Here is a 20500-nt window from a genome sequence, read left to right as displayed (position 1 = left end):
ATTTGAATACCGATTAGCTTGACCTTTATTATCCCATATTTTCTTGTTAATGTTAAATCTTATGTCACTGCAAAAGTCGAGTAATAAAAATTATGGAAAAAGAAGAACACATTTTGATTGTTGAAGACGACTCCCTGGTTGGGGAAATGGTGCAAGGATTATTGGAAGACTTGCAGTACCAGGTAGTTGGCAAAGCAGGCGACGGCCAGCAAGCCCTGGAAATGGTGCAAGCCTTGCAGCCCGACGTGGTGCTTATGGACATTGAAATGCCCCAGATGAACGGCCTCGAAGCCACGCGACGTATCCAGGAATGTTGCCCGACGCCCGTGGTTATTTTGACCGCTTATGAAACGCCGGAGCTTTTAGCCGAAGCCAGCGCCGCCGGGATAGGGGCTTATTTGGTGAAACCGCCCAGCAAGCGCCAGGTGGAACGGGCCATTGTGGTAGCCAGGGCCCGGTTTGAAGATATGATGGCCCTTCGCCGCCTGAATGTCACCTTGCAGCAGCGTAATGAAGAATTGCAAACGGCCCTGAGCCAGGTAAAAACATTGCGCGGTTTGTTGCCCATCTGTAGCCACTGCAAAAAAATCCGCGACGACCGGGGTTATTGGCAACAGGTTGAAATTTACATTGAAAATCATTCTGATGCCGAATTTAGCCACGGCCTTTGCCCGGATTGTATGCAAGCGCTTTATCCCGACACTTATCAAAAATCCCTCCAGCGCCGGCAAGATATTGTTGACGTTCTGGCCCAATTGGGCCAGGCCAACCTGGCCACCATTGCCAAAGCCGTAAGCTTACCCGAAAGCAACACCCAAAATCGCCTGGAAGGGATGATCAGTGACGGCCAGGTTAAACGGATAGAACAAGATGGGCAAGTACTCTACAAGTTAGCCTAACCCACTCCTCACCTACCGGCAATTTTTCACCCGCGCCCACCAGCTTGTGCTAAGGAATGAAAATTAATTAACTTGCGCATGTCATTGCGAGGCCGATAGGCCGAAACAATCTCCGGTTTGGTAAGGGGAGATTGTTTCGCTTCGCTCGCAATGAAATGAATGGGTAAGTTATTTAATTCCCCATCTAAAAGAAACGTAATCACTGCCGCCGGTTTGACACGCCTGCTTAGCTGCGTTAAACTGGCGGTCATGCTCATGGTCAATTTACGGTGCAACTTAACTTTATTGGCGGCCCTGCTGCTCATGCCTGTTGCCTGCACCCCTCCCGCGCCGCCGCCTTCACCCACGCCCCAGGTCACGCCTTCCCCTATCCTGGTTGAGGATGACCTGGCCGCTACCTCCCTCAGCGCTGCTGCAATACCTACCGCTGCGCCAACTCTGGAACCGGCCCCGGCTACGCCCCCCACCTCCATTGTAGTTTGGGAAAGTCTGCCCCAGGCCCAGGCAGAAACGCTGGCCGAACACATCCAATCCTTTCAACAGGAATTTCCCCAATACAACGTTAGCCTGCAACATTATGATAGCCCAGAAAGTTTTATGCGCCCGCTGATGGCCGGGGAAACGGATTTTGACGTGGCCCTGGTAGCGCCGGTGCTGCTGGGAAATTTGTGGGCCACCGAGCAAATCAGACCAATGTCGGACCTATTTCCGGCCAGTTTTACCAACGACTTTGTCCGGGTCGCGCTCCTGGGAGCCAGTCGAGATGACACCCTGTGGGGACTGCCCGATACGGCCGGATTTCACCTGCTGCTTTTTTACAACCGCGATCTGGTTGATACCCCTCCCCAAACCACAGCCGAGTTATTCGGCCTGGCCCAAGAACTCACCCAAAATGATCAAACAAACCGGGGCGCGCCGGCCTGGGGTTTGGCCGTGAACAGTTACGAGCCGCTCTGGTTAGTGCCCTGGCTGGCTCCTTACGGCGGTTGGCTCACGGATGAAAATGGCCAACCCACCCTAAACACTGCGGCAATGGAAGCGGCCATTACCCTCTATTTGAGCTGGCAGGGCCGTTTAACCGGCATTGCGCCGGTAGCCACTTATGAAGAAGCGCGCAGCCGTTTTTTGAACGGCGACATTGCTATGATGATTGACGGCGAGTGGGCCATTGCCGAATTGGCCCGGGCCGGTAAAATCAACTGGGGGGTGGCGCTTTTGCCTAACGTGGGCGAAGCCGGGGCCAGCCAACCGGCTGCGCCCCTGGTGCTGGCTCGTTATTGGGTGGTCGGCCGAGCGGCTGGCGGAAACCGCGCATTGGCGTCTACGGCGTTTTTGGAGTATATTACCCAACCGGAAAGACAACTGGCCTGGGCCGTGCGCTTTGGCCTGTTGCCTACACGTCGCCAGGCTTTGGAAAACCTGGTGATTGTAAACGATTCGGCCCTGCGTATCAGCGCGGAGCAAATGTTGGCCGGGCGAACCGTTCCGCCCGGAGTCAATGTTGACGTGCTGCTCAATGCCATGCGCCAACCGCTCCAACAGGTTATAGATGGGGAAATTACCCCGTTGGAAGCCGCCGAAATGATGCAAAACAATATGGAGAGATGAATAAATGGAGGAGCCTAATTCACTCCTTGATTGGAACATTAACCCCATTGACACCCTCTGGAACCTGGCCATGCTGCCCAAGTTCACCTGCGCGGTTTGCCGGTATGAAATTGATCCTGAGTGGGAAAATTTAGACAGTGATGAAATTCGCTTGCGGGCGCAAACCACTTATGCCGCGCTGGGCAACGAAGTGCCCTTTGAAATAGCCGAGGCTGAATACATTCGATACGCCCGGGGCGCCATTGCCAAAACCCCCCTGGCCAATAGAATTTCTGCCGTAATCAAGGCGATGCGCCACGAGGCCAATTATCTAAATGCCGAGACGCCCTGCCCTCGCTGCCACTCTTATGAACGGACCCGGGTCACTTCCTAGGCTTCAGGCGGATCTCTGCCTCGGTCAGGTTCTCAAAGCCGGCGTCCGTGGGACGGTAAACCACAAGCTGCATGGTTTCCGGCGTGAGGCCCTCCGGCAAAAAAAGCGCGTAAACATCACGCACCACTTCCCCGGGCCGCCAGCGGCCGGTAGGATAAACACCCCACACCGGCTGGTGGTCTTGCATTAAATTTTCCCCGGCCACGTTCACCAATTGCCCGCCTACCAGGGGCCGCACCGAAACCGTGTAATCCTCTGTCAACCTGGTTGAAGCCTGCCAGTAAAGCGCCACTTGCCAATTGGCCCGCGGCAAACGGGCGACCACTTCATCGGGCAATGAAGCGGCGGAATCAATTTGTTGCCATCCCACCAGCTTCAATTGTTGGCCAAAATCAATAGCCGCCGGAACGGCGTGGGGGGGCAGTTCAAGGCGCGGGGCCGGCCAGAGCGCAATCAACTGCTCGCCGGCCGCCTGGGGATGCAGCCCCGGCTCAATAGCCTGCGGCGCTGCGGCCACGGCCCGGCGGGTGATGTAAACCCGCTCAACCGGCGGCGCATTTTGGGGCAGGTCAAAATTTCCGGCCTCGGTGGGATAAATCAGCGGCGCCACGCCCCACACTGTTTTTAAATACTGCAAAGCCACTCGCTCCGCAAAATCGCCGGAAATCACAGACGGCCCCGGCTGATCCGCCAGAATGGCCCAGCCGGGATCAAGGCCGGTATCGGCGGGTAAATTTCGCTGATTGGTCCGGGGCAGGCTGGCGGCAAAGCGGTAGAGCAAAAGACCGGTCAACAACACCAAGATGAAGAATGAAGGACGCAGGATGAAAGACAGCGTAGGGCCAGGCCGGCTTTTTAAGTTATTGATGGGCCGGTGCGCCAACTGAAGGATTTGGATCAGGCCCGCCACAAAACCAATAACAAAAATAGGATAAGCCGGGATGATCACCTGGAACCAGTTGCCAAAACGATACAGCCAGGCAAAAATGAAATAGATGAGCAGCGTACTGTAAAGGAAAATGGCCCGCCGCCGGCCCAAAAAGGCCAGGCCCAGCAAACCGCCTCCAAAAACCAGCCAGGTCAGTTCTTGCCCCATCAAGGCCGGGAATTCGGCGGTAAAAATATTTTGCCAGGTTAAACCCGGGGCCAATTCATCGCGCCCCTGCTGGATGGTCAAAAATTGCACAAACCAGGCCCAGGCGGTGGGCCATTGACCGGCGCCGCGCCACTGGGGATACTGCGCGCCCCGCCAGTAAACGTAGGCGTAACTGCACAACGGCAGCAGGGCCAAAGCAACTGCCTGCAAAATTAATTTTGGCCTTTTAAGGTAACTGCCTAAAAAGTATTTTCCGCCATCCCTTTTGAAAAGAACAAACCACAAGAGAGGGGGCAAAATGAAGAGGGTAGTGAGCATATTGGCCAGCATGGTGCCGCTGATAAAAGCCAGCCAGAGCAAGATTGAATCACGCGGGGTCTCGTCCCACTTAAAGGCCAGCCAGATAATAAGCAGCGTTTGCAGCACGGCGCTGGTATACTGCTCGGTAGTAACGCTGTAATACCAAAAAAAATAGGTGGTGGCGTAAAAAGCGGTCAACAGCCAGGCCGGCAGCCAGTAGCCGTGGCCGACCCGGAGCAAGATAAAATACAGCACCAGCAGCGAGGCCAAGGCCCACCAGGTTGAGTACAACGACAGAATTTGGATAGGGTTAAACGCCCAGCCCAACAAAAACCGCCCCAACCGGAACCACAACCAGCCGCCCATGGTATAAAGCGGGTACCCGGGGGCGTTACCGGGTCGAGCCTCCACCTGGGCGTATTGATGGGTAATCAAATCGCCGCCGGTCAGCTCGTCCGGGCGCAGGCCATTATCAAGCGTAAACAGGTATAAACCGGCAGCGACCACTACCACAAGGCCGCCCAGCCAAACGTTCATCTTGCACATTCGGGCCACCATAAGAAGAGGGCCGTACTATATCAAAGAGAACCGGCTTTGTCAAAAGGTTGGGCCATCGGCTCAACTTCATTCATTTTGTTTTAAGTCTCTTTTGACAGAATCGAATGACAAAGATACCATAACTGCGGATGGGCCAAAAAGGCAAACAACATTGTGAACAAAAACTACACCCAATTTCCAAAACCACCAGAGTGGCAGCCAATGCGTTCAATTCAAGCAAAAATATGGCAATTTGTGGGCCTGGCCCTGATAGGGGCTGGCCTGCTCATTATGGCCTGGGGCGGCTGGACATTTTACCAACAGCAAGCCGAGCTTTACAATCCGCCCGCCCGGATTGTGGAAGCCCCGGTCATAGAAGAGCCGGATACGCTGCCGGTTCAACCCAGCCCCACCGAGGCCCCTGCCCTGGCGGTGGCGGCTGAAACAAACAGCGCCGGGCCTACCGCTGAACCGGAACCTATCCCCACCACTTTGCCCGGCCAAACACCGGAAAACAACCCTACCCAACCCCCGCTTCTTGAAGATGAAGTGGACCCCCGGTTTGAGACACCCATGGCCGCAGCAACACCCCCGGCAGAAATTGTTCCGACAATTGAGACGCAGCCAACAACTCTACCCGTTGAGGTAGCCCTAGAAACAGACGTCCCCTCTTTGGCCGATAATCCCCTGGTGGTTGTGACCGAGGAGGAGCCGCCGGCCCAACCGGGGGCGGTTGGGCCGGTTGGGGAAACAACTGCGGCCCTGGCCCCTCCCACCCGGATTGTGGCCGAGAGCATTGGCCTGGACTCGCCGGTGGTGGAAACGGGCTGGACAGAAGTTATCCAGGACGGGGTAGCCACCAACGTGTGGACCGTGGCCGATTACGCCGCCGGCTGGCATAAAAACTCAATGCTGCCGGGCCAGGCAGGCAATATTGTTTTATCCGGCCACCACAACATCAAGGGCGAAGTGTTTCGCTATATTGTTGACCTGGAAGTGGGCGACCTGGTGAGCCTGTACGTGGGTGAACAACGTTACGATTATATGGTCAATGACAAATTCATCCTCAAAGACAAAGGCGAGTCTGAATCGGTTCGCCGGGCCAACGCCAAGTGGATTGGCCCCTTTAATGAAGAACGCCTCACCCTGGTGACCTGCTGGCCTTATAGCAATAATACCCACCGCGTTATAGTTGTGGCCAGGCCGGTATTGGTCCAGTAGAATTTTTTGGAGGCCATATCAATAAAAACACAAAACACGCAATACGCAACACGTATCCTGAATTATTTCCCGGCAGATGTCTGACAACAAGGAGAACCGTTTGATGATTTTAAAAACAGACGCTACACCCCCCCATGAATGGGAAGGTTTGACCATCCGCGATTTCACCGCCGGCCAAAACACAAGCTCGTCTGTGGCCCGGATTCAAGTGCCGCCCGGGGCCAGGCATGTCCGGGCCTGGTCCACCCGCTCCGACAAGTTCTACTACCTCATATCCGGCCAGCTTCATTTTTTGTTGGATGATGACATTCACCTTTTGGTTGAAGGGGATGTGGGCCTGGTGCAACAGGGACACAAATTTGCCTACGTGAACAAAACAAACATCCCCGTGGAATTGCTCTTGCTGCACACCCCTGCCTTTGAGCGGGAGGCAGAGCAGTGTGCCGAGCATTTTTTCCCTGAGCCGATGATCTATCATATAGCTAAATATAAAGCGTGGGAACAAGGATTGCAGAACGATTGTTACCAACCGGCCGGATTTGAGGCAGAAGGCTTCATCCACTGCTGCGAGGCCGACCAAATTGAGGATGTAGGCAATCACTACTACCGGGGAGAAGACGATCTGGTGTTGCTGTGTATTGAACCGGGGGCGGTTCAGGCCCCGGTGCGGTATGAAGACCTGACCGGGAGCGGCGTTTTCTTTCCGCACGTTTATGGGGGGTTAAATATTGAGGCCATACAGCAAGTGGTCACTTTTAAGCCCAACCCGGATGGAACGTTCAGCCTGCCGCCGGAGATTGGGAGTAAAGCTAAGGTGGAACCATGAAGAAAATCACAGAGAAGTTTTTGCAGCCAAACATACCCCCCGGCTTTTACTGGTTCAATGAGCCGGAAAAATACAGCGTGGGAGCGGGTTTAGAAATCTACACCAATGAAAAAACCGACTTCTGGCAAAAAACGCATTACGGTTTTTCCAGGGACGATGGGCACTGTTTGTTCACCCGGCTGGAAGGTGATTTTGCCATCACCACGCACGTGGAATTTGAACCCCAGAACCAATACGACCAGGGCGGCCTGATGGTCCGGGCCGATAACCGGCATTGGCTCAAAACCTCCGTGGAATATGAAGATGCCGCTATCAGCCGGTTGGGGTCGGTGGTCACCAATTTAGGCTTTTCAGATTGGGCCACGCAAGATATTCCGGCCGCCACCACCGCCATGTGGTATCGCCTGAACAAAAAAGGGGAAGACTTTTTGATTGAAAGTTCTTTTGACGGCGCAGCGTGGCAACAGATGCGCGTTGCTCACTTGCACTATTGTCCCCCCAGCCTGGAAGTGGGGGTGTATGCCTGTAGCCCTATTGGGGCAGGCTTCAGGTGCAGGTTTCTCCTGCTCCAAATTGAGGAAAGCGACTGGGCTTGAGCGCCTAAGAAGCCGTCTGAAAAGCATGTCATTTCGAGGCCATAGGCCGAGAAATCTCTGGAATCTCGCCAGAAAACTTCACACCGTAGGGATTTCTCGCTATGCTCGAAATGACATGGAGCCTATATCAGGCTTTTCAGACAGGCTCTATCCATCACTGTACTGCGGCGATAATTCAAATATGCAGTTCAACCACGTCACCATCGTGTAAAACGTGATCCCGCCGCACCAGTTGGCCGTCGTAAACGCCCTGGCCCCAGATACGGGCGTTTTTTAGATTCTTCACAAAATCCTGGTGGACCTTCCCGGCAAACTCTTCCACCGTGCTCCCTTTTTTTAAGACAAAGGGCGTGGTGAAGTCTGGCTCTTTGCCGGGCGGCCGGGAATAAACGCGAATGATCTCCAGGCCAGCAAAAATCCGCTGCTGCAAAAGGTCAAAGTGGCGGCCGGTGGCGGCAGAAATAGGCAGCAAGGGCCAGTCGTCTTCAAGCAGTTGGCAGAAAATCTCAAAATCTTCATCAGAAGTTTCGTCGTCATTTTTGTTGACCAGCACTAACAGGGACACAAAGGTAAAACGCCGTTGTCCGGCATATTTTTTTTGCAGGCGACGCGGGGCCAGGTGATGTTCCGCCAAAAAAGCAAGGGTATCTTCAAGTTGGTGAATGGGGTCGGCCTGCAAATCCACCATCAGCAAAACCAGGTCCGCTCTTTTGATCAATTCAAACAACTCCGGCTCAACAAAATCGCGGCTCAGGGGTGGGGTGTCTATTAATTGCACCTGAACGTTGTCCAGGGGCAGCATGCCGGGGGTAGGCTGCCAGGTGGTGTGGGGAAAGTCGGCAATTTCCGGGGTAGCATTGGTCAGCGCCGCCAGCAGCGTGGATTTGCCCACATTGGGCGGGCCAATAATGGCCACCTGGCCCGCACCCTCTTTGTCAAAGTGAAACGTTGTTTCGCGCTTGCCCGTGGCCTTTTTGGCCTGGGCTGAGGATTTTAACTTGGAGAGTCGTCGGCGCAAGTCGGCCCGGAGTTTATCGGTGCCCTTGTGTTTGGGGATGGTGCTGATCAGTTCTTCCAGGCAGGCAATCTTCTCCGGGGGCGACGTGGCCGCGCGATACTTTCGGTCTGCTTCAAAATACTCCGGCGGAAGATTTGTGGGCATAAGGTTTCCTCGCTCACGCCTTTGGCGCGGACGCTATCGCTCACGTCCGGCAGCTTGCATGTTCATTCTACCACAATAGTCAGGAGGGGCGTAATTTATAAGCGAACCTTCCCTCACCGCTCCTCAAGCCTCACCTTCCCGCAGGCAACCGTTTTCGCGAGATTTTCAGCTAAAACCAATTCAAAGGAATAAACGCCAGGAGGCGCGCCGGGCAGTAAATCAAGCGGCCAGTGGGTGTGGACAATATCGCCGGGCTGCCAGGTGGTTTGGTCAAGATTGAACGTTTCGGCCAGGGTCAGATCAAACCAGGCTTGTTGGGCCTCGCCCCCTTCGGTCATTAGCCCTACGTGCAGTTTGGTCTGGGCCGGGAGAGGCCGCTCCACCCGCCAGTAGAGGTCCAACGGAATGATGGTCTCCGGCGAGAGGGCGTCGGTGGGCCAGGCCGCGCCCAAGAGAGTCAGGGAGTGGCCCAGGGGTTGGTCAATAGGGACAGCCACGGCCGGTAGCTTATAATCCGCCGGCCCGGCGTGGCCAATCGTAAGCAAGGCTTCCTCGTCGGGAACGGTAAAGAGAAGTTCGCCCTCGGTTACAGCCGGCGCCCTGGTATAAAAGCCGATTTGCAGCCGGTATTGGCCGGGCGGGAGGTCGGCCGGCAGGGGCAGCGCGCCCCGTTCATAAATGATTTCGCCCTCGCGCCACCGGGCCACAGGCGGATTCTGGCCGGCCGCCACTTCACTCAGACCCTCGGCCCAGGCCCGCCCTTGTGCGTCAACCAGGCGGAAAAAGAAGGTCTCGTCCGGTTTTTTGCCCAGATATTCCCAATAAAGTTCAAATTCGGCGGATTGGCCGGGCAGAAGAGGGGCCTCATCACCCGCGGCCCACTGCCAGGCCAGCAAGGAGGCAATGCCGGTGTAGGTTTGATCTTGAAGGTAATGGTCAACGCCCAGGCTGGGGTAAATCCAGGCGTAATCCAGGCCTTGCAGCAAGATGACCTTTTCCGGCTCAAAACGACTCTCAAAATAATCAAACATTATCTCATCCGGGTACTCCCGCTGCGTCTGATTGACGTAAAAGATAACGTAATCCCCGGCCAGGGCTTTGCCTTTTTCTTTGGAGTAACTGATGGAAGGGCCGTGATAATAGGGGACAAAGGTGGATTCGTACCAACTGGCCACGCGGGTTTGGGCGGGGTCAACATGGGTGTTGAGATAATCGGCGGCCAGGTTTAGCCCTTCGCCCCAGCCAATGGTAATGACCCTAGCCGCGCTCTTGATACCACCCAGCAGGGGGTTATAGTAGGTAAAGTAGTAGGGAAAAGTGGAGGCAAGCAGATAGCCGTTGGTCAGCAGGATGATGAGGAGCAGGATGAGGGGATGGCGTATTGCGCGTGGCGTATTGCGTTTTAGGTATAGAGAAGTGGCCATAGAAACCAAACCGGCAGCGGCGATGAGATCGAACCAGGGGTAGACGGGCAGGAAATAACGCTCCTGCTTTTTCTCGCCGATGGTCATGAGCAAGTAGTAACCCAAGATGAAGAGCAGGATAAGGGGCAGGTAACGGGTGAAGGTTGACTGGCCAGGTATGGCCTGTTGGCTTTCTGCCTGTTTGGGCGATTTATTGCGCCACCTATTGAAGAGCCAGACTACCGCCCCGCCAACCAGGCCCAACATCACCAACGGCGAGGTGTGGTAAAGCCAGGTAACCGGATAGAACCAGGGGCCGGGGTCCGCCACACTTTCGCCTAAAAAGAAAACGCCTTTAGCGTGCGGGCCGGTGCTATACTGAAACCCCAGGGCAAAAGCGGTTTGCAAGGTTTCCACAGGGATGACCCACATGGCGGGCCAAAAAATGAAGACAACGGCGACGGTTACGGCAAACCAGAGCAGACCATCCAGCACGAGAGAGGAGAGAGGAGAGAGGAGAGAGGATGGCTTTTTGGCAATCTGCCGCCAATGGGAAACAAAAAACCAGAGGCCGATGAGGGCGATAAAGGGCATCAGAAACAGGGAGGAGAGTTTACTCAAAAAGGCAAAACCGGCCAGCAGGCCGGATAATGCCAACCAGCCCCGCCCCTGCCGTTCTCCCCAATAGATAAAGGCGCACAGCACAGACAGAAGCATAAACGTGGTACTGAGGGCGTCGTGGTGGATCACGCGGGAATAGGCCACGTGAAAGGGGTTGAGGGCCAACAGCGCGGCGGCCACCAGAGCCACAGCCGGTCCAAACAGGCGGCGAGCCAACACATAAAAGACCACCACGCCCAAGGAGGTCAACAAAACAATGCCCAGCCGTTCCGGGGCAATAAAGGTGGGGTCCAGGGGGTTGGTAGAGACGGCCACCACGTAATCATGCAAGGATTCGGGCCGGCCATCTGCCAGCCAGCGCAGCAAAAAGCCAAAGCTGCCGCTCCACATGGTGGTCACGCCGGGGTGGCCGGTGCGCAGCGTGCAGGCCAGGCCCTCGGTGAAGGCCCATTTTTCAACCCGGGTGTCGCATTGGTAAGCCGGGTTGGTCAGCCCGGCTAAAAAATTGCGGGAGCGATCCACCCATAGGAATTCGTCGGGGGTGAGGAAGCGGTCCAGGTCCAGCACGCGGGGGAGGAAGGCCAGGAGAAAGAGGGCCAGGGCAATAAACCAGCCTGCCTTAGCCAGGCCTGAAACAAAAAAACTGAAACGGGAAACGGACGGCGAATAACCGTTAGGGCTGGTCATTTTGGTTTTGTTTCTCACGAACAAGCGTCCACGGCACGGTCCAATAATCCTGGCCGCCGGGCAGAGTCAAACGCCGACCGGTGGCGGGTTGATAGAAGCCAACAATCAGTTTGTAAAAACCGGGCGGCAAATCGGGCGGCACGGAGACAACATATTTGTCAAACACTACTTCTTCTTTAACCCAGGCACCGGTGGGCCAGTCGCCCGCGAGGGGCTGCGTATCCACCCCGGCCAGGCGCTCGTTGGTTTCGGCGTTAAGGAGTTGGACAAACACAGTATAATCGGGCAGATGGGCTGTTTCGGCGCGCCAGGCGATGTTGAGACCAAGGGTATCATCAGCTAATGAGAGTTGATAAGCGGCCAGGCCAATCTGTTGGTCAAAAATCACCTGGTTGACCGGATTCAGCTCCGGCGGGAGTTGAAAATTCCGCGCCTCAACTTCACCCAGGGGCCGGCCATCCACCAACAAGGCATACCGGCCTCGTGGCAAATCCGCCGGGAGAGGCAGGAGGTGGCGGCTGACAATCAAGTCGTCGGCCAGGCGGGTCAGGCTGCCCGGCCCTTCGGCCAGAACGAAGCCGGCCCGGGGTTCAAGGGACGTGCCGTGCTCGTCGTTGTGTTCGTTCAAAAAGTCGAAAACAGAAAGGGGCTGCAAGGTGACGATAGAGGGCGTGTTGGGCAAAGGGCCTTTGGCCAGCCAGACCACGTCAACTGCCAATAGTTCGCCCAACCGACCATAGGGCGTAAGCGGGCGAAAGCCAAGCGGCAGGGGCAAAATGCCGTGATCCAGGCCGGGCGTGAGGGTTAAGGCCCACTGGAGGGCCGGGCCGGGGTAAACATCGGCATACCGGATGCCGTTCAAATCCACCGAAAAAATAGAGCCGGAATATTCATAATAACGGATGAAGGCGGGCGACGGTTCGCCGGACTGCACTTGTTTGCGGTAGAGCACCACGTAATCCAGGTGGTCGCCCATTACGTCCGAGAGGTCGCCCGCAAAAAAGGGGGCTACGGTTGAGGCATAGGGCGCGCCCACCCGGCTATTGGGCCATTGGGCCTGCAAAAAACGGCCAACCTGGTCCAATCCCTCTCCCCAACCTATTTTGACCAGGCGCGGGGCGGTGTACGGCCCGCCCAGCAGCGGATTAAAATAGGTAAAGTAGTAAGGCGCGTAGGGCAGCAGGATGATGAGCGCGGAGAGGGTGAGCAGAAAGGGGAAGAGAAGAGAGGAGAGAGGAAAGAGGTGTTGCGTATGGCGTATTACGTATTGCGTAGTGGTAGCCTCTGGCGTCTCACTTTTATCCCCTAATTCCTGATTCCTGACCCCTGAGACTTGCGCCAACAACGTCAACCAGCCATAAGCGGCCAGCAGCGCCAGGGGCGGAAAGGCGGGCAGGATGTAACGGGGGCTGCGTTTGTCGCTGAGGGTGATGAAGAGGGTGAAGAGGAGAACAAAGCCGAGCAGCCATAGAAGGGTCATTGGATAGTTTTTGGGGGAAACGAGTGATTCTTTTTTATTCTTTGCGTGGTCATTGGGCAGATTCGGTGTTTGGCGAATTGACCGGCTCAGATACCAGGCAGCCAGGCCCGCCCCAACCAGCACCAGTGGGCTGAGTTTGAAGGAGCCATGCGCCAGGTAGTAAAAAGGGCCGAGGTCGGGCGCCTGCCAATAACCTTCGGCGTCGGCTTCTTCCTGATCGGTGGCGGAGAAAAAGGCGTTCTCTATTACCGCCAGAGGGCGGCCAAGTGGGTCAACCCAAGCAGCGGGCCAGAAGATCAGGAAAGCAAGGTAGGCGGCAAAAAGCCAGAGTAAAAATCGTTTGAACCAAAAATAGAGCGAGGCGCTCTGCCGCCAGACCCGACCGGCAAAGACCAGAATGGCAAAGGGAATGAGAAATAAGGCCGGCGCTTTGGAGAGAAACGCCAGGCCGGCCATCAGGCCGGAAAGAACGAGCAGCAGGTGGGGCGCAAACCGGCGCATTGTCTTGCGCCGGTTTGATTTTTGTTCCCGGCGAACAGCTTGAGCGGGCACAAACTCGTCTAAATTGTTTGCCCACAGCAGCAGTAACAGGGACAGAGTCATAAAAACAGCGGCGGGAGCATCGTGGCCCAGAATGCGAGAAAGAGCGACAAAGTGGGGCGAAAGCGCGATAAAGGCCGCCGCCACAAAGGCCAACGCGCGGTTGAACAGGGAGCGGGTTAGAAGGTAAACGGCCGCCACACTCAGGGAGGTCAAGATAACCATTGGCCAGCGAGTGGCCGCCAATACGTCTAACTCAGGGCGGAATTCCGGCAGGGTCAATAACCATTCGGGCAGAGAGAGACCGATATCGGCCCAATGCAGGCTGTGGTAAGCGGCCAAACCCAGGCTGCCCAACCAAGTGGTGGTCACGGCAGGGGTCAGGTTAACGGTGGTTGCGGCAAAATCGCCCCGCAAAAAAGCAGACAAAAATTGGGCGGAGCGATAGACCCACTTGGCCTCGTCGGCGGTGACAAAATGCTGCAAGGCATAAGCCCGGGGCAGCAAGGCCAACAGGAAAAGGCCGAGGCTGATGGCGGCCTCGGCAAAGAGAAAAGGTTTTTTGGTTTGGGCAATCTGTTTAACCACGGTCATCTACGGCCCGGTATCATACCATGCGGCGGAAGGGCTGGCAAAAGAACGCTCACTTTACCCAAACAGCGCCCAGGGGCACTTCCACCAGGCCACCGGCCAGCAGGGGAGCCTGCGTGTCGGGGTGATAAACAACCACCCCTACCGTATATTGGCCCGGTTGGGCGTCTGATGGAATTGGCAGCAGGTAATACTCATTGGCCGTTTCAGGCGGCCAGAGTGAGGTGCCCTGGTGGAAATTGTGTAACAAGACCCGGTCTTTTTGGGCGACCCGTTCGCCGTTGGGGCTAATGAGGCGCAGAGAAACCTTGTAATCCGCCTCCATTTGGGCCAGGGGGGCAAAGGTCAAGGCGACGGGCAGCGAGTGACCGGGGGCGGCGGTGGGAGGGATAAAGGCAGCATCCAGGCGCAGCAAATTGTCGAAGGTAGCGCCAATGGGCTGAGTGATGGCCGGCAGCGTAAAGGAGGCGTTTCTGTTGAGGGTATAAGTTTCAAGATCGTATACCGGATACGATTCCCGCGTTACGAGGACGGCATTTGTTTGCAGCAAAAAAGCGACAATTTCTTTGGCGTCGGCCTCGTGGTGTTTGTCCGCGGTCCAGCGGACCAGGCGCAGCTCGTTTTTGCCGGCAACGGCCCGGGTGGTGAGCAGGGTTTCGGCGTTATGCTCGTCAACGGGCAGGTAAATGTAGGCTGAAGGCCGGTAAGAGGCCAACAGGTAATCCAGGGTATAGTGTCGCGCTTCCGGCCCGGCGCGAATATCCATGGGCAACACGTAAACGGTATCAGGCGGAGCCTGGGCGATGTCATTAGCCAGGCGAACGGCGTAGAGATCGAAAGGCAGGGTAAAGTCAACCGCCGCAGGCCAGCGGAGAAAGTAGTTAGAGTAAGTTTGCAAAGCCAGGAGTAGGTAGCAGATAGCAGGTAGCAGATAGCAGGTAGCAGATAGCAGATGAGGACAGAGGGCGTATTTTGGGTAACGCAAAATAGAGCTGATAAGTTTGACCAGCAGCCCGGCGGCGGCAGTCATTCCTACAGCAATGAAAAGGTAGGTAGGCACAATGGCGCCGATGAGGCGCAGATGGTGGGGCGCGCCTTCGGGGGCGAGCAGGGCCGGGAGCAGCATAACGGCCCACCAGCAGAGCAGAAACAGATAAGGATTGGCGGATAGAAGGGGTCGAGGACGGATAAGGCGGTAGAGACTGACCAAAACCCCCAACAAAAAAAAGGAAGCCAGCAAAACCGGCACGGCAGGTTGGCCGGGCAAATTGACCAGGGGGTTGGGGTCGCCGGTAAAACCAACAAAGGTGCCAAGGGTGAGGGTCAAGACGCGCCCGGCTGCGCCAAACAAATCGCCCTGGCGCCAGGCAGGATTAAAAATGGATACGGCGGTTGAGCGGGTCATAAAATCGGCCGGGTGGAAAAGAAAGTAGACGAGGAGGGGGGAGAGAAAGAGAAAAAGGAGAAATAGGAACTTAGAAATTAGCAGGAGGAGGGGGCGAGTAAACGCCGCCATTGGCGGGCTTCCGGCCCGGTGGCTGCGGGCAAAAACGTTCAACCAATGGAGCGCAAAAAAGAGCAGGGGCGCCAGCAGCAATAACCGGGCGGCCAGGTAGGCATAAACCGCCAGCGCCACAAAAAACGCCGATAAGACCAGGGCAAAAAATATTCGACGCCCGGTTCCTGGTTCCTGGCTCCTGACAATACTGCGCCACAAAAAATAAAATCCCAGGGTAGAAAATAAAGGCAGGAGAATGGCTCGAAAACCGAGGCGGCTAAAATGAAGATGCCAGGCAGACAGGGCCAGGCCAAGCATCGTTAGCAGAGAAATCAGCCGCGCATGAGGACAACCCTGCCGGTTTGCGCCGCCGAACAGCACAAGCCCCAAAGGATAAACCGCAGCCACGCTTAAAATGCCAACCAAAGCGGCGGGCAGACGCAGGGCCAGGGGAATATTCCCCAAAATGGTGGTGCTTGCCGCCATAAGATAGGGCCAGAGCGGTTCTTTACCCCCGCCAATCCGCCACCACAGTTTTGGCTCGCCGCGTAAAACGTCAAAGGCAGCCACGCCGTTGCCGGCTTCGTCAAAATTTAGGCCGGGGGGTAGAACTGGCAGGTGGTAGAGGCGGAGAAATGTAGCCAGGAGGATGATAAAGAAGGGAAGAAGGGAGAGGAGAGAGGAGAGAAGGGCAGGGGGTTGTTTAAGGTTTACGGTTTCACTGTTCATGGTTCATTGGGATAACAATAGGCGGGCCAAGAGTTTCGCCGGTGGCCAGGTGGTAGACCACAATTTCAAAACTCTCTATTTGCTCGACCTCCGTTTCAGGCAATTCCAAAAGGTGCGTATCGGTTACGTAATCACCTTGCCGCCATTGGGAGGTGGGCAGCAAGCCATTAACCGGCCAGCTATCCTGTTGGGCCAGCAGTTGCCCCTCAGCGGCGCGGGCACGGACCGAGATAGTATAGTCAACAGACAGGGGAGTCAGGGCATGCCAGTAGAGAGTTAGACGGGAGTTTTGCCTTTCGTAACCGGCCAGGCGCAGGGTATCGGCCAAACCAATATTGAGGGGAATGGCTGTAGGCGGAAGGTCGGTGAGGATGAGTTTGGGGCCGGGATAGACTTTGGCGTAAACGACATCCTGGATGGTGATAATTTTCTCCGGCGGTTGCGCTTCAAAATAACGCACAATTTCCGGGCTGGGGGCCAGGCGCTGCATTTGGGCCAGATAGAGCACCACATAATCGGCGCGGAAGGCGATGTCGTTGGTATAAAAATTCTCGCCCGTCCCGGCAAAGTAAGGCAGCAGCGTTTGGGATGGGGTTGAGGCTACGTAAAGCTGTTCGGCGTTGGGTTTGGTATTGAGATAAGCCGCGACTTGCTCCATACCTTCGCCCCAGCCCATCAACGTTGTTTTTGCCGCGCGAGTGGGGCCGCCCAGTAGCGGGTTGAAGTAAGTGAGATAGTAAGGGTAGTAGGTGAGAACCGGCAGGAAGTGAAATACCAGGAGAATGAAAAGTAAGAAATTAGAAATTAAAAAGGCCGGGCTTAGGGATTTGAGATTTGAGATTTGAGATTTAAAAAAGGAGCCGAACACCCAATTTAACAAACCCATCCAGCCAATGGCCGCCAGCAGATCCAGAAACGGGAACAGCGGTAGCAGGTAACGATCCTGTTTTTTGGGACTGAGATTGCCAAAAAACAATAGGGCAATAACAAATAGCCAGAAGTAGAAGGAGGCCCGGCGAGTTGAACCTGTCCGGTGGGGATGAAGGTTAGGGATAAAGACGAATAAAGATAAGACGCTGCCAAGCAGGACTACGGGCGTAAGCCGGAAGGGAATGACGTAAAAATAGAACCAGGGTCCGGGGTCAAGCGTAGCCCGGCCCAAAAAGTAAACCAGGTGGCCTTCCTCGACCTTGCCAAAGGTTTCGGCCCACATCTGGTTAAACGTGCCCAGGGGGTCCACCCACATACTGGGCCAGAGCAGAACGAAGACGAAGAGCGCCACACCCCCCCAAACGACGACAACTGCAAGCCAGGGCAGAACCAAGCGGATGACCGACTGCGGCCAGCGGCTTAGTTGTTTTTTGTCCTGCCAGAGTTTTAGCCCGGCGCAGCCCCCAGACATACCAATGACAAATAGGGCCATAAATTGGCCGGGAGCTTTGGTGAGCGCGGCCAGGCCGCCAAAAACGGCGGAGAGAACCAGATAAATAAAGGCCGACCGGGGAAAAAAATTAGAAATTAGAAAGTAGAAATTATTGCCAGTTTTTTCGTTCCCTAACTTGTTTTTCGCCAACTTTTCAAGGTACACAAAAAAAGCCAGGGCCGATAGGCTCATAAAAACAGCCACCGGCGCGTCGCCATGGGCCATGCGGGAATGGGCCAGGTAAAAGGGGTCAACGGCCAGAAAGAGCGCGCCCAGCAGGGCCAAACGTTTGGGCAACAATTGGCAGGCCAGCAGGTAAACGGCCGGCACAGCCGCCGCGGTTAAGAGGGCATAGGGCAAACGATTGGCTACCAGCAACGTCAAAATATCGCCATAAATGTACTCGGTGAAGGGGGGGACTGGCTGGCCGGTGAAAAGGTCAACCAAATATTGACCCGCTATGCCCAGAGCATCCAGCCAACTCATCGTTACACCCGGATAAAAATGCCAATAAGTGCCGCGCCAGTCGCCCCGCAAAAAGGCGGCAATTACATCGCTGCCGGCAAAAAAAATGTTGGTGTTCTCATCGCTGGTCAAGAAACGTTTCAGGCCAGGCAGACGAGGGAATAGCGCGAGTAGGAAAAGAAGAAAAGCAACGAGACGGGGATGGTCGAGAAAAGAGACAGGAAATGGATTGCGGTTGGGGGCTGGCGGATTTTGGCTGTTTGAGAGATGAGCGGTCATGGCAGCGTGAACTCTCCTAAGATAACGGCGTTTTCGCCGGAGGCGTCGTTGGCCACGGGTAGGCGTTCCAGCGTGTCGAGCTGGTAGAGGCCAACCAAAACGGTATAATTCCCGGCGGGCAAATCTGGGGGGAGCGACAGGGTGATGAGGTCAACCACGGTCTCGCCGGGCAGCCAATGGCTGGTAGGATAAAGCCCGGCCAGGGGCTGACCATCCTGTTGCGCCACCGTATCGCCCGCTTGATTGCGAACGTGTAGAAAAGTGGTGTAATCGGTGGGCAGGGAGGTGAGGGGTTGCCAGAAAAGAGTGAGGCTCAAGGCCGAATTTGGCCCATCACTGAGGGTGTAACCAAGCAGTTGAATTGAATTGCCCAGGGTAGCGTTGATAAGGGTTTGGGGCTGGGTGGGCAACGGAATACGATCAGGCCGGGTGCGGTAGACCAGGGCATTGTCTTTGGCCCAAACCTGCTCCATTTGATTGTTGACCACAGCCAGCCAGTCACCTTTGAAATAAACCGGCTGGCGAATGGTATCAATAACAAACCAGGTTCGTTTACCGGCATTGAGAGCCATATTAAAATCGGCGGCAGTGCCCACCCAGGGCGCACCCAACCAGCGGTCAACGGGAACAGGGCCGGACTTGAGCAAAAACTGCTCGGCTTCTTTTTGAACCGTAAAGCCATCGGCATGGCCCAGATAAAGACCGGCTGCGGGAGTATTCATCGTCAGCAAGGTGTCGCCCGGCTGCCAATTAGCCTGCACAAAAGCTAACGCCTCCTCATAGGCCGGTTCGGGAGTGACCAGGGTTAAACGCAGGTCGTTAAAACCGACGGCTACGAAGAAGATGAGCAGAACGAGGGAGACAAACGTGGGGGAGAGAAACCGGGCCGGGGAAGGTAGCCCGCGCTGCCAACAGGACACCCTGCCCTCTTTTCTCTGCGCCACATGCCGGATGCCGATTTTCCCCAATAAGGCGGTCAAAGGTGAAACGAGTATAAATCTAAAATTAAAGATGGCGCTGGCCGCGATGAGGTAAAAAAGGGGCAGGTACATTACCACGTAGCGGGGGTTGCGGCGGAAGGGATCGAGCAAAGTGATCATTTCCAGGATAATGAGGCCAAAAACAAGCCATAGAAAAATAGAGAATAGGGAATAGGAATTAGAAATGGATTTCTTTTTTCTGATTTCTAATTTCTGACTGTTTGCGCCGGCGAGCCAAACAAGCAGGCCGATCACCGCGCCAATGAGGGTAGCGATAGTGAGCCAGAAATGGTGGGGCACGCCAAATTGGCGGGAGAGAAATTTGAGGGCATCGAGCCAGGAAAAGTGGAAGGCGGTCTGGTAAGTGACTGTCTTGAACAATTCCTGCCAAAGAGGACCACTGCCCGGCTCGACCAAAGTTGGGACACCAAGGGGTTGGCCTAAACGTTTTACCAGGAGCGCCAGGCCAATGATGGCCACCAGAGTCAGGCCATCCAGAACAACAGTTGGCCTGAGAAACCAGGGGCGGATAGCGGGTTTTTGTCTTGAGGAGAGCCAGCCCAGGCTAAGCATGGCTACTAACAAGGGTGGGAGTAGGGTCAAAACGCCCAGTTGGGTGAGCAGGGCAAAAAAAAGGGTCAACCAGGCCCACCAGCGATATTTGGCCGGAGCGGGCCAGATCGAGCCACGATAAGCCCAGTAAACGGCCAGCAAAACCAGGAGGGTGGCCAGGGCGTACATTCGCGCCCGTCCCCCCCAGACCATGCCTTCGGGGCTAAAGGCAAACAGCCCGGCCGCCAACAGGCCAAGAGGGGCGGAAAGAGAGGTGGTAAACCCACGGCGGCCAAGCGTGTAAAGCAAGGGAATGGTGACGGCGCTGACGAGCAGGCTGGGCCAGCGGGCAAGCATCAAGCTCCAATGCGCAGGCTGCCATTGCGAGACTGGCGCGTTGATAAATAAAGCGGCAAAAGGGGCGATCACGTAAGTGGCCAGCAGGCCGTGTTCGTAAAATAGGCCGGAAGGCAATACCGGCCAGCCGTATTGCAAAATCTGGCGGGCGGCCAGCCCGGTGGTATATTCGTCAAAAAAGGGATGCGTGGAAATGAGATAGTGCAGACGCAGGGCAAAACCGGCCAGGGTGAGGATAATAAGGGTGATAGTTGGTAAACGCATAGGTAAAAGAATT

13 protein-coding genes are annotated in these 20500 nt (G+C 55.6%); 6 read left to right on the top strand and 7 right to left on the bottom strand.

The genetic code is table 11. The features are described from left to right. Positions 1-92 precede the first annotated feature (92 nt). The 3 genes from JW953_22745 (at position 93) to JW953_22735 (ending at position 2880) form a co-directional block, all read left to right on the top strand. Positions 93-899, top strand: a complete 807-nt coding sequence (locus tag JW953_22745) for a response regulator (GenBank protein MBN1995524.1) — start codon at positions 93-95, stop codon at positions 897-899. A gap of 255 nt (positions 900-1154) precedes the next feature. Beyond that, the gene (locus JW953_22740; protein MBN1995523.1) at positions 1155-2507 is read left to right on the top strand and encodes an extracellular solute-binding protein; all 1353 of its coding nucleotides are present in this window, start codon (positions 1155-1157) and stop codon (positions 2505-2507) included. Between the two features lie 4 nt (positions 2508-2511). After that, positions 2512-2880, top strand: a complete 369-nt coding sequence (locus JW953_22735) for a hypothetical protein (protein ID MBN1995522.1) — start codon at positions 2512-2514, stop codon at positions 2878-2880. On the opposite strand, the gene JW953_22730 is transcribed toward JW953_22735, so the two are convergent. Next, complete coding sequence (locus tag JW953_22730) at positions 2870-4822, bottom strand: DUF2723 domain-containing protein (protein ID MBN1995521.1); 1953 nt, start codon at positions 4820-4822, stop codon at positions 2870-2872. The two genes, JW953_22735 and JW953_22730, sit on opposite strands and share 11 nt — an antisense overlap. A 213-nt stretch (positions 4823-5035) precedes the next feature. On the opposite strand from JW953_22730, the gene JW953_22725 reads away from it, so the two are divergent. From JW953_22725 to JW953_22715, 3 genes are all read left to right on the top strand, one after another. Further along, positions 5036-6034 carry a sortase gene (locus tag JW953_22725; GenBank protein MBN1995520.1) on the top strand — a complete coding sequence of 333 codons (999 nt, stop codon included), beginning with the start codon at positions 5036-5038 and terminating at the stop codon, positions 6032-6034. 103 nt (positions 6035-6137) lie between these two features. Beyond that, positions 6138-6860 carry a DUF952 domain-containing protein gene (locus tag JW953_22720; protein MBN1995519.1) on the top strand — a complete coding sequence of 241 codons (723 nt, stop codon included), beginning with the start codon at positions 6138-6140 and terminating at the stop codon, positions 6858-6860. Further along, complete coding sequence (locus JW953_22715) at positions 6857-7456, top strand: DUF1349 domain-containing protein (GenBank protein MBN1995518.1); 600 nt, start codon at positions 6857-6859, stop codon at positions 7454-7456. The genes JW953_22720 and JW953_22715 overlap by 4 nt, the downstream gene beginning before the upstream one ends. 175 nt (positions 7457-7631) lie before the next feature. Here JW953_22715 and JW953_22710 read toward each other — a convergent pair whose 3' ends face one another. The 6 genes from JW953_22710 to JW953_22685 form a co-directional block, all read right to left on the bottom strand. Next, entirely contained in the window at positions 7632-8618 is a 987-nt protein-coding gene (locus JW953_22710; protein MBN1995517.1) for a 50S ribosome-binding GTPase, read from the bottom strand. 113 nt (positions 8619-8731) lie between these two features. Beyond that, a complete protein-coding gene (locus JW953_22705; protein MBN1995516.1) occupies positions 8732-11329 on the bottom strand; it encodes a glycosyltransferase family 39 protein in 2598 nt (865 codons plus the stop codon). Beyond that, entirely contained in the window at positions 11316-13943 is a 2628-nt protein-coding gene (locus tag JW953_22700) for a phospholipid carrier-dependent glycosyltransferase (GenBank protein ID MBN1995515.1), read from the bottom strand. The genes JW953_22705 and JW953_22700 overlap by 14 nt, the downstream gene beginning before the upstream one ends. A gap of 49 nt (positions 13944-13992) precedes the next feature. After that, positions 13993-16167 carry a hypothetical protein gene (locus JW953_22695; protein ID MBN1995514.1) on the bottom strand — a complete coding sequence of 725 codons (2175 nt, stop codon included), beginning with the start codon at positions 16165-16167 and terminating at the stop codon, positions 13993-13995. Beyond that, positions 16157-18334 carry a glycosyltransferase family 39 protein gene (locus tag JW953_22690; GenBank protein MBN1995513.1) on the bottom strand — a complete coding sequence of 726 codons (2178 nt, stop codon included), beginning with the start codon at positions 18332-18334 and terminating at the stop codon, positions 16157-16159. Before JW953_22690 ends, JW953_22695 begins: the two co-directional genes overlap by 11 nt. Further along, the gene (locus JW953_22685; GenBank protein MBN1995512.1) at positions 18331-20487 is read right to left on the bottom strand and encodes a hypothetical protein; all 2157 of its coding nucleotides are present in this window, start codon (positions 20485-20487) and stop codon (positions 18331-18333) included. Before JW953_22685 ends, JW953_22690 begins: the two co-directional genes overlap by 4 nt. Positions 20488-20500 lie beyond the last annotated feature (13 nt).

It is taken from the genome of Anaerolineae bacterium, assembly GCA_016931895.1.
Taxonomy (GTDB): Bacteria; Chloroflexota; Anaerolineae; order 4572-78; family J111; genus JAFGNV01.
Note: the sequence above shows the minus strand (reverse complement) of the source record. Positions and strands in the feature narration are given on the sequence as shown.

Excerpts from the sequence above, each read along its gene's own strand:
- JW953_22745 (MBN1995524.1), top strand. The coding sequence starts at position 93 with ATGGAAAAAGAAGAACACATTTTGATTGTTGAAGACGACTCCCTGGTT.
- JW953_22740 (MBN1995523.1), top strand. The coding sequence starts at position 1,155 with ATGGTCAATTTACGGTGCAACTTAACTTTATTGGCGGCCCTGCTGCTC.
- JW953_22735 (MBN1995522.1), top strand. The coding sequence starts at position 2,512 with ATGGAGGAGCCTAATTCACTCCTTGATTGGAACATTAACCCCATTGAC.
- JW953_22730 (MBN1995521.1), bottom strand. The coding sequence starts at position 4,822 with ATGTGCAAGATGAACGTTTGGCTGGGCGGCCTTGTGGTAGTGGTCGCT.
- JW953_22725 (MBN1995520.1), top strand. The coding sequence starts at position 5,036 with ATGCGTTCAATTCAAGCAAAAATATGGCAATTTGTGGGCCTGGCCCTG.
- JW953_22720 (MBN1995519.1), top strand. The coding sequence starts at position 6,138 with ATGATTTTAAAAACAGACGCTACACCCCCCCATGAATGGGAAGGTTTG.
- JW953_22715 (MBN1995518.1), top strand. The coding sequence starts at position 6,857 with ATGAAGAAAATCACAGAGAAGTTTTTGCAGCCAAACATACCCCCCGGC.
- JW953_22710 (MBN1995517.1), bottom strand. The coding sequence starts at position 8,618 with ATGCCCACAAATCTTCCGCCGGAGTATTTTGAAGCAGACCGAAAGTAT.
- JW953_22705 (MBN1995516.1), bottom strand. The coding sequence starts at position 11,329 with ATGACCAGCCCTAACGGTTATTCGCCGTCCGTTTCCCGTTTCAGTTTT.
- JW953_22700 (MBN1995515.1), bottom strand. The coding sequence starts at position 13,943 with ATGACCGTGGTTAAACAGATTGCCCAAACCAAAAAACCTTTTCTCTTT.
- JW953_22695 (MBN1995514.1), bottom strand. The coding sequence starts at position 16,167 with ATGAACAGTGAAACCGTAAACCTTAAACAACCCCCTGCCCTTCTCTCC.
- JW953_22690 (MBN1995513.1), bottom strand. The coding sequence starts at position 18,334 with ATGACCGCTCATCTCTCAAACAGCCAAAATCCGCCAGCCCCCAACCGC.
- JW953_22685 (MBN1995512.1), bottom strand. The coding sequence starts at position 20,487 with ATGCGTTTACCAACTATCACCCTTATTATCCTCACCCTGGCCGGTTTT.